The 13,523-nt window shown below is 46.1% G+C and carries 13 protein-coding genes; 9 read left to right on the forward strand and 4 right to left on the reverse strand.

What is annotated here, in order from left to right; all coding sequences use genetic code 11:
* Nucleotides 1-453 carry a hypothetical protein gene (locus LAQ65_RS15775; protein WP_224117958.1) on the forward strand — a complete coding sequence of 151 codons (453 nt, stop codon included), beginning with the start codon at nucleotides 1-3 and terminating at the stop codon, nucleotides 451-453.
* Between the two features lie 14 nt (nucleotides 454-467).
* Here LAQ65_RS15775 and LAQ65_RS15780 read toward each other — a convergent pair whose 3' ends face one another.
* Nucleotides 468-1,022 carry a CopD family protein gene (locus LAQ65_RS15780; protein WP_262901494.1) on the reverse strand — a complete coding sequence of 185 codons (555 nt, stop codon included), beginning with the start codon at nucleotides 1,020-1,022 and terminating at the stop codon, nucleotides 468-470.
* Nucleotides 1,023-1,124: 102 nt separating this feature from the next.
* Complete coding sequence (gene hemH, locus LAQ65_RS15785; protein WP_224117960.1) at nucleotides 1,125-2,147, reverse strand: ferrochelatase; 1,023 nt, start codon at nucleotides 2,145-2,147, stop codon at nucleotides 1,125-1,127.
* A gap of 159 nt (nucleotides 2,148-2,306) precedes the next feature.
* On the opposite strand from hemH, the gene hemA reads away from it, so the two are divergent.
* The 8 genes from hemA (at nucleotide 2,307) to hemL (ending at nucleotide 9,793) form a co-directional block, all read left to right on the forward strand.
* The gene (hemA, locus tag LAQ65_RS15790; protein WP_224117961.1) at nucleotides 2,307-3,518 is read left to right on the forward strand and encodes a glutamyl-tRNA reductase; all 1,212 of its coding nucleotides are present in this window, start codon (nucleotides 2,307-2,309) and stop codon (nucleotides 3,516-3,518) included.
* A 1-nt stretch (nucleotide 3,519) separates the two neighbouring features.
* Nucleotides 3,520-4,446, forward strand: coding sequence for a hydroxymethylbilane synthase (hemC, locus tag LAQ65_RS15795; RefSeq protein ID WP_224117962.1), 927 nt, complete (start codon nucleotides 3,520-3,522; stop codon nucleotides 4,444-4,446).
* Nucleotides 4,439-5,146, forward strand: coding sequence for a uroporphyrinogen-III synthase (locus tag LAQ65_RS15800; protein WP_224117963.1), 708 nt, complete (start codon nucleotides 4,439-4,441; stop codon nucleotides 5,144-5,146). The genes hemC and LAQ65_RS15800 overlap by 8 nt, the downstream gene beginning before the upstream one ends.
* A 13-nt stretch (nucleotides 5,147-5,159) precedes the next feature.
* Nucleotides 5,160-6,191 (forward strand): uroporphyrinogen decarboxylase, encoded by a 1,032-nt coding sequence (hemE, locus tag LAQ65_RS15805; protein ID WP_224117964.1) that lies wholly within the window; start codon nucleotides 5,160-5,162, stop codon nucleotides 6,189-6,191.
* A gap of 63 nt (nucleotides 6,192-6,254) precedes the next feature.
* Nucleotides 6,255-7,169, forward strand: coding sequence for an oxygen-dependent coproporphyrinogen oxidase (hemF, locus tag LAQ65_RS15810; RefSeq protein ID WP_224117965.1), 915 nt, complete (start codon nucleotides 6,255-6,257; stop codon nucleotides 7,167-7,169).
* A 35-nt stretch (nucleotides 7,170-7,204) separates the two neighbouring features.
* Nucleotides 7,205-8,179, forward strand: a complete 975-nt coding sequence (gene hemB / locus LAQ65_RS15815; protein ID WP_224117966.1) for a porphobilinogen synthase — start codon at nucleotides 7,205-7,207, stop codon at nucleotides 8,177-8,179.
* Between the two features lie 19 nt (nucleotides 8,180-8,198).
* Nucleotides 8,199-8,492, forward strand: coding sequence for a YciI family protein (locus tag LAQ65_RS15820; RefSeq protein WP_224117967.1), 294 nt, complete (start codon nucleotides 8,199-8,201; stop codon nucleotides 8,490-8,492).
* An 11-nt stretch (nucleotides 8,493-8,503) separates the two neighbouring features.
* The gene (hemL, locus tag LAQ65_RS15825) at nucleotides 8,504-9,793 is read left to right on the forward strand and encodes a glutamate-1-semialdehyde 2,1-aminomutase (RefSeq protein WP_224117968.1); all 1,290 of its coding nucleotides are present in this window, start codon (nucleotides 8,504-8,506) and stop codon (nucleotides 9,791-9,793) included.
* Here hemL and LAQ65_RS15830 read toward each other — a convergent pair.
* Complete coding sequence (locus LAQ65_RS15830) at nucleotides 9,783-10,901, reverse strand: PepSY-associated TM helix domain-containing protein (RefSeq protein ID WP_224117969.1); 1,119 nt, start codon at nucleotides 10,899-10,901, stop codon at nucleotides 9,783-9,785. The genes hemL and LAQ65_RS15830 overlap by 11 nt on opposite strands.
* A gap of 22 nt (nucleotides 10,902-10,923) precedes the next feature.
* Nucleotides 10,924-13,359, reverse strand: coding sequence for a TonB-dependent receptor (locus LAQ65_RS15835; RefSeq protein WP_224117970.1), 2,436 nt, complete (start codon nucleotides 13,357-13,359; stop codon nucleotides 10,924-10,926).
* Between the last annotated feature and the right edge of the window lie 164 nt (nucleotides 13,360-13,523).

A 13,523-nucleotide genomic window follows, 5' to 3' on the forward strand; every position in this document is an offset into this window, starting at 1 on the left:
ATGCAAAGGGGCCATCTTTCATTAATACTGCTAACGGTATATACAATTTTAAGTTTTAGCTGCAACCAAAAACAGGCAGCAAATGAAACGACCGACACAGCCCCTGCGGGCAGCGCACCGGTGAACACTACGCCACAAAATCCTGTCGAAAAAAATAAGGTTGTTGGTGACTGGATCAGGACAGATGCGCCTTATCAGTTAAAGATTACCGAATTGTCGGAAGGTGGTCTCCTGAAGGCGGGATATTTTAATCCTAACCCAATTAATGTAGGCAAGGCAAACTGGCAGGTTACTAACGGAGCCCTTCAGCTTTATATTGAATTAAGGGATGAGAATTATCCGGGTTCCAATTATACGTTAACCTATTTACCAGAAAAAAACTTACTGGTCGGCAGTTATTTCCAGGCAGTTCAGGGCGTTAGCTATGATATTGCATTTATGAGGGCAAAATAATCACCACGAAAACATTACTGTCCGCCTTTTTCCCTGATATTCTTGTATATTTTAATGGCAGCAAATAAGGCAACAATCAGTAAAACAATCCCACCCAAACCATACACCAGGCTCATACTTTCCTTTACCACCACCAGCATTACGATAGCAAATAAAAATACGGTAGCCCCTTCATTCCAAAGCCGCAATTGATTGGAGCTGTATTTATAAATCCCGTTCATCTCCTGGCGAAAAATATGGTGCAGGGTGAAATGGTACACATAGAGGAATACCACAAAAATTAATTTCAGTAATAACCATTGTCCCGCGGTATCAAACAGCAGCCTGTCCCACTTGCCATTGACCATCACCCATGTACCCAGTATCAGGGTCAGTATTGCGGAAGGCCAGGTGATGCCATACCACAGCCTCCGCATCATAATAGCAAACTGCCCGCGCAAAATATCGCGCTCATTGCCGGGCCTATCCCCTGCTTCAGTGGCATAAATAAATAGCCTGGGCATGTAAAACATCCCGGCGAACCAGGTTACTACGAAGATGATGTGCAGTGCTTTTAGGTAGGTGTACAAGTGTTTGGAGTTTAACTTACGCTTTTGTTTTGGTGAATGGTGAATGGTGAATAGTGAATGGTAAATGGTGAATGGGTGGGAGGCTTTTCTATTCACCATTCACTATTCACCATTCACTACTTCCGTCCACTTCTTCAGCGTCTCAACCCATTTCGGGTGCACATTCATGCAGGGGATCAGTGTAAATTCTTCGCCGCCCGCATGCAGGAAAACTTCTTTCCCTTCTACTGCCATTTCTTCCAGGGTCTCGAGACAATCGCTTACGAAAGCAGGGCAAACTACCAATAATTTTTTAATCCCTTCATTGGGCATTTCTTCAAGGCGCTTTACGGTATATGGCTTCAGCCACTCGTCACGGCCTAACCTCGATTGAAATGAAAAACTATATTTTGATTCCGGGATATTCAGTCGCCCTGCAATTTTTTTCATGGTCACCAAACACTGGTGCTTATAGCAAGTAGCATGTGCAGCGGAATCCACCGAACAGCAATTCTCCACTTTCAGGCAATGCGAACCCGTGATATCAGTCTTCTGGACATGCCTTTCAGGAATCCCATGGTAACTAAACACAATATGATCATAGTCCTGCTGCAGGTAAGGCGCCATACTTTCGGCCAGGGCATCCAGGTAATCGGGTTGCTGGTAAAAAGGCGGGACCATCTCCAGCTTAAACGGATACTTACCCTTTGCATGAACCTCATTAGCATATTCAACTGCAGTCTCATAGCTGCTCATCGCATAATGCGGGTACATCGGCACAGCAATTACTTCTTCGATTTCGGGGTCGCGACGCATCAATTCATCAAAAGCCTCTTTAGGAGATGGCGAACCATAGCGCATGGCAATCACCACCGGCGCGGAAACCTGCGCCTGCAGGGCTTCCTGGAGATGGCGGGTAATCACGATCAACGGAGACCCTTCTTTGGTCCAGATTGATTTATAGGCCTTCGCTGATTTCGGCGCACGGAATGGAACAATAATACCCCTCACGAGCAGGAGCCTTGCGATGTATGACATATCAATTACGCGCTCATCCATCAGGAATTCTGCCAGGTACTTCCGCACATCCTTTACAGATGTAGAATCTGGTGACCCGAGATTCATCAATACAATGCCACGCTTCATATAATTCCTTCTATTAAAGTGATTGGCAAAACTAGGCCCTCGCGGCCGATTCATCATAATAATTCATTTGTCAGCTACAAAATGACAGAACCCTGACATTCACCCCTAGCCGATACGGGATATGGGGGCTATTTTTGTTCTGGAATTGCACAATTGTTTATGGGAGATTATCCAAAAGATTTACAACACTTTTTCGTAGCTGGTATCAGCTATAAAAAATCCGACTCTGGTACCCGGAGCCGGTTTGCGATCAGCAATGAGCAGTATGCCTGGATCCTGGCTGCTGCCAAACAAAGAGGCATCGCTGAGTTGTTTATCCTGTCTACCTGTAACCGCACTGAAATTTATGGAATCGCCCGCGATATTGAGCAATTGGTAGTCCTGCTTTGCGAAGCAACCGGTGAATCCACCCAACTGTTTCATTCCATTGCTTACCTGCACCGCGGTAAGGAGGCAGTACAGCATTTGTTTGAAGTAGCCACCGGGCTCGATTCACAGATCCTGGGCGATTATGAAATTGTAGGACAGATCAAACTGGCTATAAAATTTTCCAAGGAAAACCAGGGCATCGGTCCGTTTATCGAAAGACTATACAACCAGTCGCTGCAAACCTCCAAACTCGTTAAGAACAACACAGCCCTAAGCAGTGGTACGGTATCCGTTTCCTTCGCAGCAATACAATACCTGAAAGAACAGGTAAGGGATGTAGCTGCAAAAAATGTATTACTGATCGGTACCGGTAAGATCGGGCGCAACACCTGCAAGAACCTGGTCGACTACCTCGGGTGCAGGAATATAACCCTGGTAAACCGCACTTACGAAAAAGCCCGTGAGCTTGCGCAGGAATTAAATATCAGGGCCTTACCCGCTGAGCAATTAAATGAGGGCATTGCCGACGCCGATATTATTGTTGTGGCCGCAAATGCTGATGAGCCGATCATCAGGGCCGCGCAATTAACAGCACCAAAACAACAATGGATTATTGATTTATCCATTCCCAATAATGTGCATCCCGAAGTAGCTGACCTGCCATTAAAAAACCTGCTGAACGTAGACCAGCTATCCCGCATGAAAGATGAGACACTCCAGATGCGGATGAATGAAGTGCCAAAAGCACGGACAATTATCAGCACCCAGATGGCCGAGTTCCTCGACTGGTGCAAAATGCGCAAACAATTGGCTGTCCTGGGCCAGGTAAAAATCAAACTCGAAGAAATCCATACCTGCACTACCTTCACATCATCAGATGATACTGCCGAAAGGATCCAGAAAGTGCTCAACACGATGGCTGCAAAAATGCGCGTAAGAAATGAACGCGGTTGCCATTACCTCGAGGCGATCAATGATTTCATCGCCATTGGTATTAACTAAGATGACAAAACAATTAATCAGAATCGGAACAAGAGACAGCCAGCTGGCTGTTTGGCAGGCAACCCATGTGCAAAATTTGTTGCAGGAAAAAGGCTTCGCCAGTGAACTGGTGATGATCAAAAGCGATGGTGATATTGACCTGGTAACACCGTTGTACGAAATGGGGGTTACCGGCGTTTTCACTAAGACACTGGATGCAGCGCTGCTCAGTAACCGCATAGACATTGCTGTCCATTCCATGAAAGATGTCCCTACCCAAATGGCCAAAGGAATTATTCCAGCTGCCATTTTGGAAAGAGCAAACTATACTGACCTGCTGGTGCCAAAAACAACCACCAGTTTCCTCGATAATCCGGATGATGTTGCCATGATCGCAACAAGCAGCATCCGCAGAAAAGCGCAGTGGCTTAACCGTTATCCCAATCACACCATTACCAACCTCAGGGGCAATGTCAATACCAGGCTTCGGAAATTATCTGAAGAAGATTGGGATGCTGCCATTTTCGCGGCAGCCGGACTGGAAAGAATTGGCCTTCGCCCGCCGCATGCCATCGAACTGCACTGGATGTTACCGGCCCCGGCACAAGGCGCCATATTAATTGTTTGCAGGGAAGTTGATAATTATTCGCATGAAGTATGCAGCCAGCTGAACCATGCTCCCACAGCGATCTGTACAAGAATGGAACGCGATTTCCTGCGCACTTTGAGTGGTGGCTGCGCAACGCCTATCAGCGCCCTCGCTACAATGGAAAATGATAAGGTGATTTTTAACGGGAATATATTTTCGCCAGATGGTAAAGACCATTTTTCCGTGGAACTGGAAGAACCATTTGACCCGGATTCTGTTTCTTTAGGTGTTATAGGTGCAGAACAATTATTACGCGAAGGCGCACAATCGATCATTGACGAAATCAGGAACAGTGGGTGATACCATCAACATATTAAGTACGCGTCCATTAGACGATGAGATCCTGCAGGAGGCTTCAAGGCAGGGGATTGACATCCGTGTCTTATCATTTATCGACACGGCACCCGTGCAAACCATTGAAGTTGCAGAAGAGGTAGAGCAGGCGGCACTCATGGAAACTGTTGTTGTATTTACCAGCATGAATGCAGTTGATGCCGTTACAGATATCTTATTCGGACATGTACCCGACTGGCAGATCTATTGCATTGGTAACACCACGCGAAAACTGGTTGCCGATTATTTCGGGGAAGAAAGTATTGCCGGAACCGCAGACAGTGCAGGCAACCTGGCAGACGCCATAATTGATGGCAGCTATGCTGATGAAGTATTTTTCTTCTGCGGGGACCAGCGCCGGGATGAATTGCCCGACAAATTAAAAAAAGCCGGGATCCTGGTGAATGAAATTGTAGTGTATGAAACAGTCGCCACACCACACAAATTAACCGAACCCTTCGCCGGGGTTTTGTTTTATAGTCCAAGTGCGGTAGACAGTTTTTTCATCCATAACCGTTTACCCGACCATGCATTGGCATTTGCCATTGGAAACACAACGGCCAATGCAATCCGGAAATATGCAGGCAATAAAATAATTATAGCCGACGAACCAGGCAAGGAACAACTGGTAGCCAAAGCCATTGAAATTTTAGGAAACAAAAAATAAAGCAGCAACTATAATGTCGAGTTTACAAAATGACCTGATCCTGCGTACGCTAAGAGGAGAAAAAACAGAAAGGGTACCCGTTTGGATGATGCGCCAGGCCGGAAGGTATTTACCGCAATACATGGTATTAAGGGAGAAATACGGCTTCTTCGAAAGATGCCAGACCCCTGCATTGGCCTGTGAAATTACAATCCAGCCTGTAGATATTGTTGGCGTTGATGCTGCCATATTATTCTCAGATATATTGGTCGTGCCCCAGGCCATGGGATTAGAAGTACAATTGATAGAAAGCAAAGGCCCGTTTTTGCCAGACCCTATAAAACAATTGAAAGACCTGGACCGTGTAGTCGTACCCGATGTGCAGGACAGGTTGCATTATGTGTTTGATGCCATCCGCCTGATCAAACAGGAATTAAATGGCCGTGTGCCTTTGATTGGTTTTGCCGGCGCACCATGGACCCTGTTATGCTATATGGTGCAGGGCAAGGGTTCCAAAACTTTTGATGAAGCCAAGGCATTTTGTTATACGCAGCCTGAAACAGCGCACCGGCTGTTGCAGATGATCACTGATACCACCATCGCCTATTTAAAAGGCCAGGTAAAAGCAGGTGCAGATATTGTGCAGATCTTTGACAGCTGGGGCGGGTTATTGAGTCCGGCTGATTTTGAAACATTTTCCCTGCAATATATCCGCCAGATCGTGGCTGCGCTGAAAGAGGAAGTGCCCACAATAATCTTTGCAAAAGGAGCCTGGTTCGCACTTGAGGAAATGGCAGCGACCGGTGCGCATGGATTAGGCATAGACTGGTGCATCAGGCCAGAGATGGCAAGGCAGTTTGCCGGTAATGAAGTAACCCTACAGGGGAATTTTGATCCCGCCAGGTTACTGTCACCCATACCCGAAATCAAAAAACAGGTACATACCATGTTGTCTGCATTTGGCGGCCACCGTCATATCGCCAACCTTGGACATGGCATCTTACCCAATGTACCGGTGGACCATGCGCGGGCTTTTGTAGACGCGGTAAAAGAGTATAGTGAATAGTGAATGGTGAATGGTGAATAGTGAATGGTGAATAGTGAATGGTGAATAGTAAATAGTTATTGAATGAGCAGCCCTAAAGAGACCTGGATCGAATACATACACGACCTTCAAAACCGCATCTGCGCTGCTGTTGAAGCCAGCGACGGGAAAGCGGTTTTCCAGGAAGATGTGTGGACCAGGCCTGAAGGAGGCGGCGGTATAACAAGAGTTATAGCCAATGGTAATGTGTTTGAAAAAGGCGGTGTGAATACTTCGGTAGTGTATGGCGAAGTAACAGATGCCATGCGCAGCCAGTTGAAGATAAATGGCCATAGCTGGTTTGCCTGCGGACTGAGCCTTGTGCTACACCCGATGAATCCATTTGTACCGACGGTGCATTGCAATTACCGGATGTTTGAATTATACAATGAAAATGGTGATTGCGTGGATCGCTGGTTTGGTGGTGGAACCGACCTCACTCCCTACTACCTGTATGAAGAAGATGCGCGGCATTTCCACCGGGTCTATAAAAATGCCTGCGATAAATTTGATCCTGAATTCTTCCCCCGCTTTAAGAAAACCTGTGATGATTATTTTGTCAACTGGCACCGCAACAAGGAACGCCGAGGCATAGGCGGAATTTTTTACGACTACCAGCGACCCGATGAACACAGGGATGTAAACTGGTGGATGGATTTCGGCAAAGCCTGCGGCGATAGTTTTATGGAAGCCTATATACCCATTGTTGAAAAAAGAAAAAACCAACCCTATACCGAAGCCAATAAACATTGGCAGGAAATCAGGCGCGGCCGTTATACAGAATTTAACCTGGTACACGACAGGGGCACTTTATTCGGGCTAAAAACAAATGGCCGGATCGAAAGTATTTTGATGAGCCTGCCGCCAACTGTACGATTTGAATACAATTACCAGCCCGCGCCAGGCAGTGAAGAAGACAAGCTGCTGCAGGCCTGCCTGCACCCGGTGGACTGGGTCTGAAAAAAATAAATTACATTCCTGTAACAATTCCGATTATGTACCTGCAAAGAAGAAACAGAATATTGCGCCAGTCGCCGGCCATCAGGTCGATGGTAGCTGAAACCAGTTTAAGCGCCAGTGATTTCATTGTACCCCTATTTATAGATGAAGGGCAGGGCATAAAAACAGAAATCGCTTCAATGCCCGGCTACTACAGGAACAGCCTGGATATCACGGTAAAAGAAGTGAAGGAACTCTGGAAAATGGGACTGAAATCTGTATTACTTTTCATCAAATGCAAAGATGAACTGAAAGACAATACCGGCAAGGAAGCCTGGAATGCAGATGGGTTGATGCAGCGGAGTATTAAAGCGATCAAGGCCTCAGTTCCTGATATGCTGGTGATGACTGATGTAGCCCTTGACCCCTTCTCCTCCTATGGGCATGATGGCATAGTAGAAAACGGGGAAATCGTAAATGACCCTACGGTAGAAGCATTGGTGAAGATGAGCATCAGCCACGCACAGGCCGGTGCAGACTTTGTAGCACCCAGTGATATGATGGATGGCAGGATCGGGGCAATCCGGAAAGGCCTGGAAGAAAACGGTTTCACCAATACCGGCATCATGAGTTACAGTGCGAAGTATGCATCCTGCTTTTATGGACCCTTCAGGGATGCGCTGGATAGTGCGCCGGGGTTCGGCGATAAGAAAACCTACCAGATGGATTATGCCAACCGCACTGAAGCAATAAAGGAAACATTGATGGATGTGGAAGAAGGAGCAGATATTGTAATGGTAAAACCCGCCCTGGCCTACCTGGACATTATCAGGGATGTAAAAAACAGTGTGTCCGTTCCTGTTAGTGCCTATAATATCAGCGGGGAATATGCCATGATAAAAGCAGCCGCAAAGATGGGCTGGATCAATGAAGATAAGGCAATACTGGAAACACTGACGGCCATTAAGCGCGCCGGGGCAGATATGATTGCAACGTATTTTGCAAAAGATGCAGTAAAGCTGATCGGTTAATAATTAAAATAACGGGAATATGTTTATCATCGAATTAACCTACAAGGTACCCCCTGCTGAAATTGATGCAGCGATGGTGCCACATGTAAAATATCTCGACAAATATTACCACAAAGGGATTTTCCTTGCCTCAGGAAGGCAAGAACCCCGTGAAGGCGGGATCATATTAGCAAAAGCTTCCAACAGGCAGGAAGTCGAGGCAATTGTTGCAGAAGATCCCTTTAAAATAAACGACCTGGCCGATTACCGCATCATTGAATTCAAGGCCACCAAGAAGATCAAGGCATACGATGATTTTGCGGGAGATGAATAAAAAAACAACCGATGAAAAATATTAAGTCCAGCGAAGCGCTATTTGCGCGGGCACAGGAATCCATTCCCGGTGGTGTAAACTCGCCGGTACGCGCATTTAAAAGTGTAGGCGGCACGCCGTTATTCATCCAGAAAGCGAAAGGGGCCTATTTGCATGATGTTGATGGCAACCAGTATATAGATTATATCGCCTCCTGGGGGCCAATGATCCTTGGCCATGCCTATGAGCCGGTAGTAAAAGCCATACAGGAATATGCAGCCTATTCAACATCTTATGGCGCGCCTACGGAACTGGAAGTGAAGATGGCCGAGCTCATTAAAAGCATGGCGCCAAATGTTGACCTGATCAGGATGGTAAGCAGCGGAACCGAAGCCTGTATGAGCGCTATCAGGGTAGCCCGTGGTTTTACCGGCAGAAATAAGATCCTGAAATTTGAGGGATGTTACCACGGCCATGCAGATTCATTCCTGGTGAAAGCCGGCAGCGGACTGGCCACTTTAAATATCCAGACAGTACCTGGCGTTACCGCCGGTGTAGCCAATGATACGCTAACCTGCGCTTATAATGACCTGGCTGCTGTAAAGCAATTAGCGCGTACGCATAAAGGTGAAATTGCCGCGATTATAGTTGAACCCGTAGCAGGAAATATGGGTTGCATATTACCTGAACCAGGATTCCTGGAAGGCATCCGGCAGTTGTGCGATGAAGATGGTATTGTATTCATCTTTGATGAGGTGATGACCGGGTTCAGGCTGGCCCCGGGTGGTGCGCAGGAAAAGCTGGGCATTAATGCAGACCTCGTTACTTATGGAAAAGTAATCGGTGCAGGAATGCCTGTTGGTGCATTTGGTGGTAAAAGGGAAATCATGGATGTGGTAGCACCACTTGGAAAAGTATACCAGGCCGGAACCCTAAGTGGCAACCCTATTGCCATGATTGCCGGTTATACCCTCTTAACCGAATTGCAAAAAAATCCGGGTTTATACAATGAGCTGGATGCAAAAACAACTTACCTGAAGAATGGCCTGGAAGAAGTGCTGTCTGCCTCGGGACAGCCCTATATAATCAACCATATGGGATCAATGATCAGTGTACATTTCAGTGACCATGCGGTAACGGATTTTGCCACCGCAGCATCAGCCAATAACGCAAGGTTTTCAAAATATTTCCATGCAATGTTAGATCGTGGAATTTACTTACCACCATCAGCATTTGAAAGCTGGTTCCTGAATAATGCGTTAACCAAAGAAGACCTTGACAAGACGATAGCAGCAACAAAGGAAAGCCTGGCTAGCCTGTAAGCGACTGTTTATTCCTTTTTCTTGTTCTTGTCCTGTTGAGCCACATGATTACCCCCGTAATTGGAAAGCTTGTACCCAAAAGGCAAACGACCAGCCCGATGACTTTGGAAGGCCAGCCAAAGATGGAGGCGGTATGCACCGGCTTAAAAGTAGCCCGTACTCTTTGTCCGAGGTTTCGTTCCTCCCATTTAATAACACCTGCAAGGGTAGCAGAATAACGGTCAACAAAATAATTGTCAGTGGCTGATTCATGAAGGGCATCCCTGCGCAATACACTTACTGCAAAAGGAGCAGTGGAATCTTTTGGTGCATTGATCGCATAAAATACAGCAGTAGGGTCAACGGCCTGAACAGTGGCCAGCACCGCATCAAATTGGATTAATTCCTTGCCGGACCGGAAGGCAATTACAGGAAGTTTGGCACCCTGCATGGATGAATTGGTAACCTTATAAATCCCTTTATTGAACCATTCGAAAGACCAGGCCAGCCCGGTAAAGGCAAATACGAATAAAAATATGGCCGAATAAAATCCAAGCACCAGGTGCAGGTCGTGGTTAACCCTTTTCCAGCCCGCGTCCCATTTGAGGGATAGTCTTTGGCGCAGGATATTTTTTGTTTTCGGCCACCATAAGATGATACCGGTGACCAGGATAAATAAAAATACCAGGGTGGATATACCAACGACCAGTTTTCCAACCGGGCCTTTCAGTAACCAGCGGTGCAGGGACATCATGTCGTAGAAAAAACTATCCCCATAATTATACAAGGCGATAACCTCTCCGGTAAAAGGATTCATGAAGGCCGTCTTTTTATCACCATTCCTTTTAGGTCCAGGAAAAGAGTAATTGATTTCTATGGTACGGTCCGGCGCCCTGAACAATTTAATGCCGGTTATTTTCGCGGCAGGTAATTTTTCCTTAAAAGACTGTTCCAGTTCTGCAAGGGATTTGCGCTGGCTACCCAGCTCCACTACATATCGTTCCCTATTGAAGAGCATTTGCAATTCGGGTTCGAAAACAAGCACGGCACCTGTAAAGCAGGTCACCATAATAATTAAGCCTGCAGCCAGTCCAAGGTAGAGGTGAATCCTGCGGAAGAAAATTTTCATGTAGGTTAGTGGTAAAACTTAATTAGAATTTATACATCACAGTCGCTGCAAACTGCCGGGGCGCAATCGGGTTCACACTGTTATCATCATGGACATTATAACTCAGCTTATTGAGGATGTTGGTCAGCTTAAGCCGGAGGGAAAAATGTTTTATGCCTTCATACCCAACAGAGAAATCAAATAAAGTGTAATCAGGAAGTGTAATCAGTTTATAATTAGGGTTAGCAGTAGAAGGGTTCCTTCCTGCAAGGCGGTCGCCTACATAATAAGCATTGAACCCGGTATTGAAATTTTTCAGGACAGACTGTCCGGGAAAAACGTAAAAAACACTTGCGTTTGCCGTATGCGCCGGATTATAACGGAGACGATCACCTGTTGTGAAATTCCTTCCGTTGCCACCAGTATACCTGGTATCATTAAAACTGTACCCGGCCATGAAAGTAAAACCATAAACAGGTTTAGTGGCAATATCCAGTTCTACGCCCTTACTCGTCACTTCACCGGCGAGTTCCCTGATACTATTGTCAATATTTGCAGATCCGTCGGCCAATGTTAAAGCGGTTTGTGCCAGGTTATTATTAACAATCTGGTATAGGGTAATATTAACGGAAAGCAGGCTATTGAACAGGTCGGTCTTGGCGCCCAGTTCAACCTGGTCGATAATGGAAGGCGGTAAAGCAGCGCCATATATATCCCTTCCCGTATTAACCGTGAATGAATTAGTATAGCTGGTAAACAAGGAAACCTTTTTAGAAGGCTGGTAAACCAGTCCCACGCGCGGACTAAAAGCATCATTGGTATAGGCAGCAATAGAACCGGTAGAACCTTTAGCCATACTATCTACGGTAGCTTTGCGGTTGTTTTGGTAACTATAGCGGACACCAGCCAATAATTTAAACTTATTGGAAAGGCAAACCAGGTCCTGGACATAGAGGCCAAAGCGCAGTATGGGACTAGTGGTAATCCGGTCGATATCAAGTAACGGGATATCATTTCGTTTACCGAAACTGGCAGGATCATAGATATTGACCGTATCGTAAATATTTAATTTGCGGATGGCTTCATCTGCACCGTTGGCGTTATATTGGTTAGTGATATAAGTATTGGCCTTTGTCTGGTACTGGTCAGCATCAGCGCCCACTAAAACAGTATGCCCTATTTTTCCTGTCTTGAATTTTCCTGTAAGGTCAACCTGTGAAAGAAGATAGGCTTCAGCTGTTTTAGATTTTTGCAAGCCCCTGATCCAGGTGCCACCAGGTTTTATATTAGCAGGGCGGGCTGCACCAAATAATTCAGCAGCATAATTTTGGTACGACACCATGCCCCTAATTTGCCAGTCCTTTTTCAGCTGGCGGGTAAGCGTAGCCGAAAGATTTTTTTGTTCCGCTGAGTTATAGCCCCAGGGCACTCCCAGGAACCTGCTGCGGGGAACGTCAGCAATAGTATAGTTGATGGCACCCACACCAAAGTCGGCCGTGCGATTGTCTTTCAGGTAATCGCCTTCGACCAGCAAAGTGGTTTTTGCATTTACATTAAAAAACAGGGAAGGATTAATATAAAACCTTTCGCCATTCACATAATCGCGGAAGCTGCCGCTTTTCTGGTAAGTGGAATTGATCCTGTAAGCAACAGTTTCTTTCCTATCCAGGGCACCATAAAAATCAATGGATGGTTTATAGAAGTCATAACTGCCTGTCCGGAAGGAAATCTCCCCGCCCGGGGTAAATTTTGGTTTTTTAGTGACGATATTCAGCACGCCGCCGGCGGCCACGTTACCAAACAGTATTGCGTTCCCGCCCTTCAGGAATTCAACTTTTTCAACACCGCTCATTTCAGGCATTGCCCCGTTATTATACCGGGCCCCGTTTTTGAAAGTATTATTACTGGTAAAAGCATATCCCCTTCCTGCAATTTCTTCCTGGTAACCACCTGTAGTACCCATCAGGTAAATACCGGTAACATTCTGCAGTACATCACTCAATTGTAAAACCTGCTGGCGTTCAAGGATATCTTTATTAATAACTGCAATACTCTGTGGAAGGTCCATGGGCCTGATGGCGACTTTTCCTGCGGTCACCACTTTTTCGTTCATCCCTTTACCGTAGCTAACCACTACTTCCTGCAATTCCGCATTATTCTGGGGAAAAGAGAAATTCAATTCCACTGTTTCGCCGGCCTTTACCGATACCGGTTTTACCAGGTTCCGGAGGCCGACATAAGAGGCAATTAAGGTGTATTCGCCTTCCGGCAACTGCTTCAATTGAAAAGCACCGTCTTTATCACTTAGGGTTGCTTTTTTAATTTCTTTCAGTTGTATGCTGACTGATGCAGCCGGCATATTGTCGCTGGTTGTGACAATGCCTTTAATTAATCCGGTTTGCGCATAACCCAGCAATGCAACACCAGTAAACAAATATGAAAACACAATTTTCCTGAACCAATTCAACGAAGCAGCCATGTCAATAAATTATGGGTGCAAATTTGGCGGGCAGCAGGCAAAAGGATGTTACGCAATGAGGAATAGCATTTACGCAAAGAGGAAAGAGTTGGGGGGATGAATGGTGAATGGTGAATGGTGAATAGTGAATCGAAAGAAAGCGAAGTCTAAAACCAATCTCCCAT

Origin of the sequence: Flavihumibacter profundi, from assembly GCF_020076305.1 — a bacterium.
GTDB classification, from domain to species: Bacteria; Bacteroidota; Bacteroidia; order Chitinophagales; family Chitinophagaceae; genus Flavihumibacter; species Flavihumibacter profundi.

Coding starts and splice junctions, on each gene's coding strand:
- hemC (WP_224117962.1), top strand. CDS start 3,520: ATGACAAAACAATTAATCAGAATCGGAACAAGAGACAGCCAGCTGGCT.
- LAQ65_RS15820 (WP_224117967.1), top strand. CDS start 8,199: ATGTTTATCATCGAATTAACCTACAAGGTACCCCCTGCTGAAATTGAT.
- hemF (WP_224117965.1), top strand. CDS start 6,255: ATGAGCAGCCCTAAAGAGACCTGGATCGAATACATACACGACCTTCAA.
- hemE (WP_224117964.1), top strand. CDS start 5,160: ATGTCGAGTTTACAAAATGACCTGATCCTGCGTACGCTAAGAGGAGAA.
- LAQ65_RS15830 (WP_224117969.1), bottom strand. CDS start 10,901: ATGAAAATTTTCTTCCGCAGGATTCACCTCTACCTTGGACTGGCTGCA.
- hemA (WP_224117961.1), top strand. CDS start 2,307: ATGGGAGATTATCCAAAAGATTTACAACACTTTTTCGTAGCTGGTATC.
- LAQ65_RS15835 (WP_224117970.1), bottom strand. CDS start 13,359: ATGGCTGCTTCGTTGAATTGGTTCAGGAAAATTGTGTTTTCATATTTG.
- LAQ65_RS15775 (WP_224117958.1), top strand. CDS start 1: ATGCAAAGGGGCCATCTTTCATTAATACTGCTAACGGTATATACAATT.
- hemH (WP_224117960.1), bottom strand. CDS start 2,147: ATGAAGCGTGGCATTGTATTGATGAATCTCGGGTCACCAGATTCTACA.
- hemB (WP_224117966.1), top strand. CDS start 7,205: ATGTACCTGCAAAGAAGAAACAGAATATTGCGCCAGTCGCCGGCCATC.
- hemL (WP_224117968.1), top strand. CDS start 8,504: ATGAAAAATATTAAGTCCAGCGAAGCGCTATTTGCGCGGGCACAGGAA.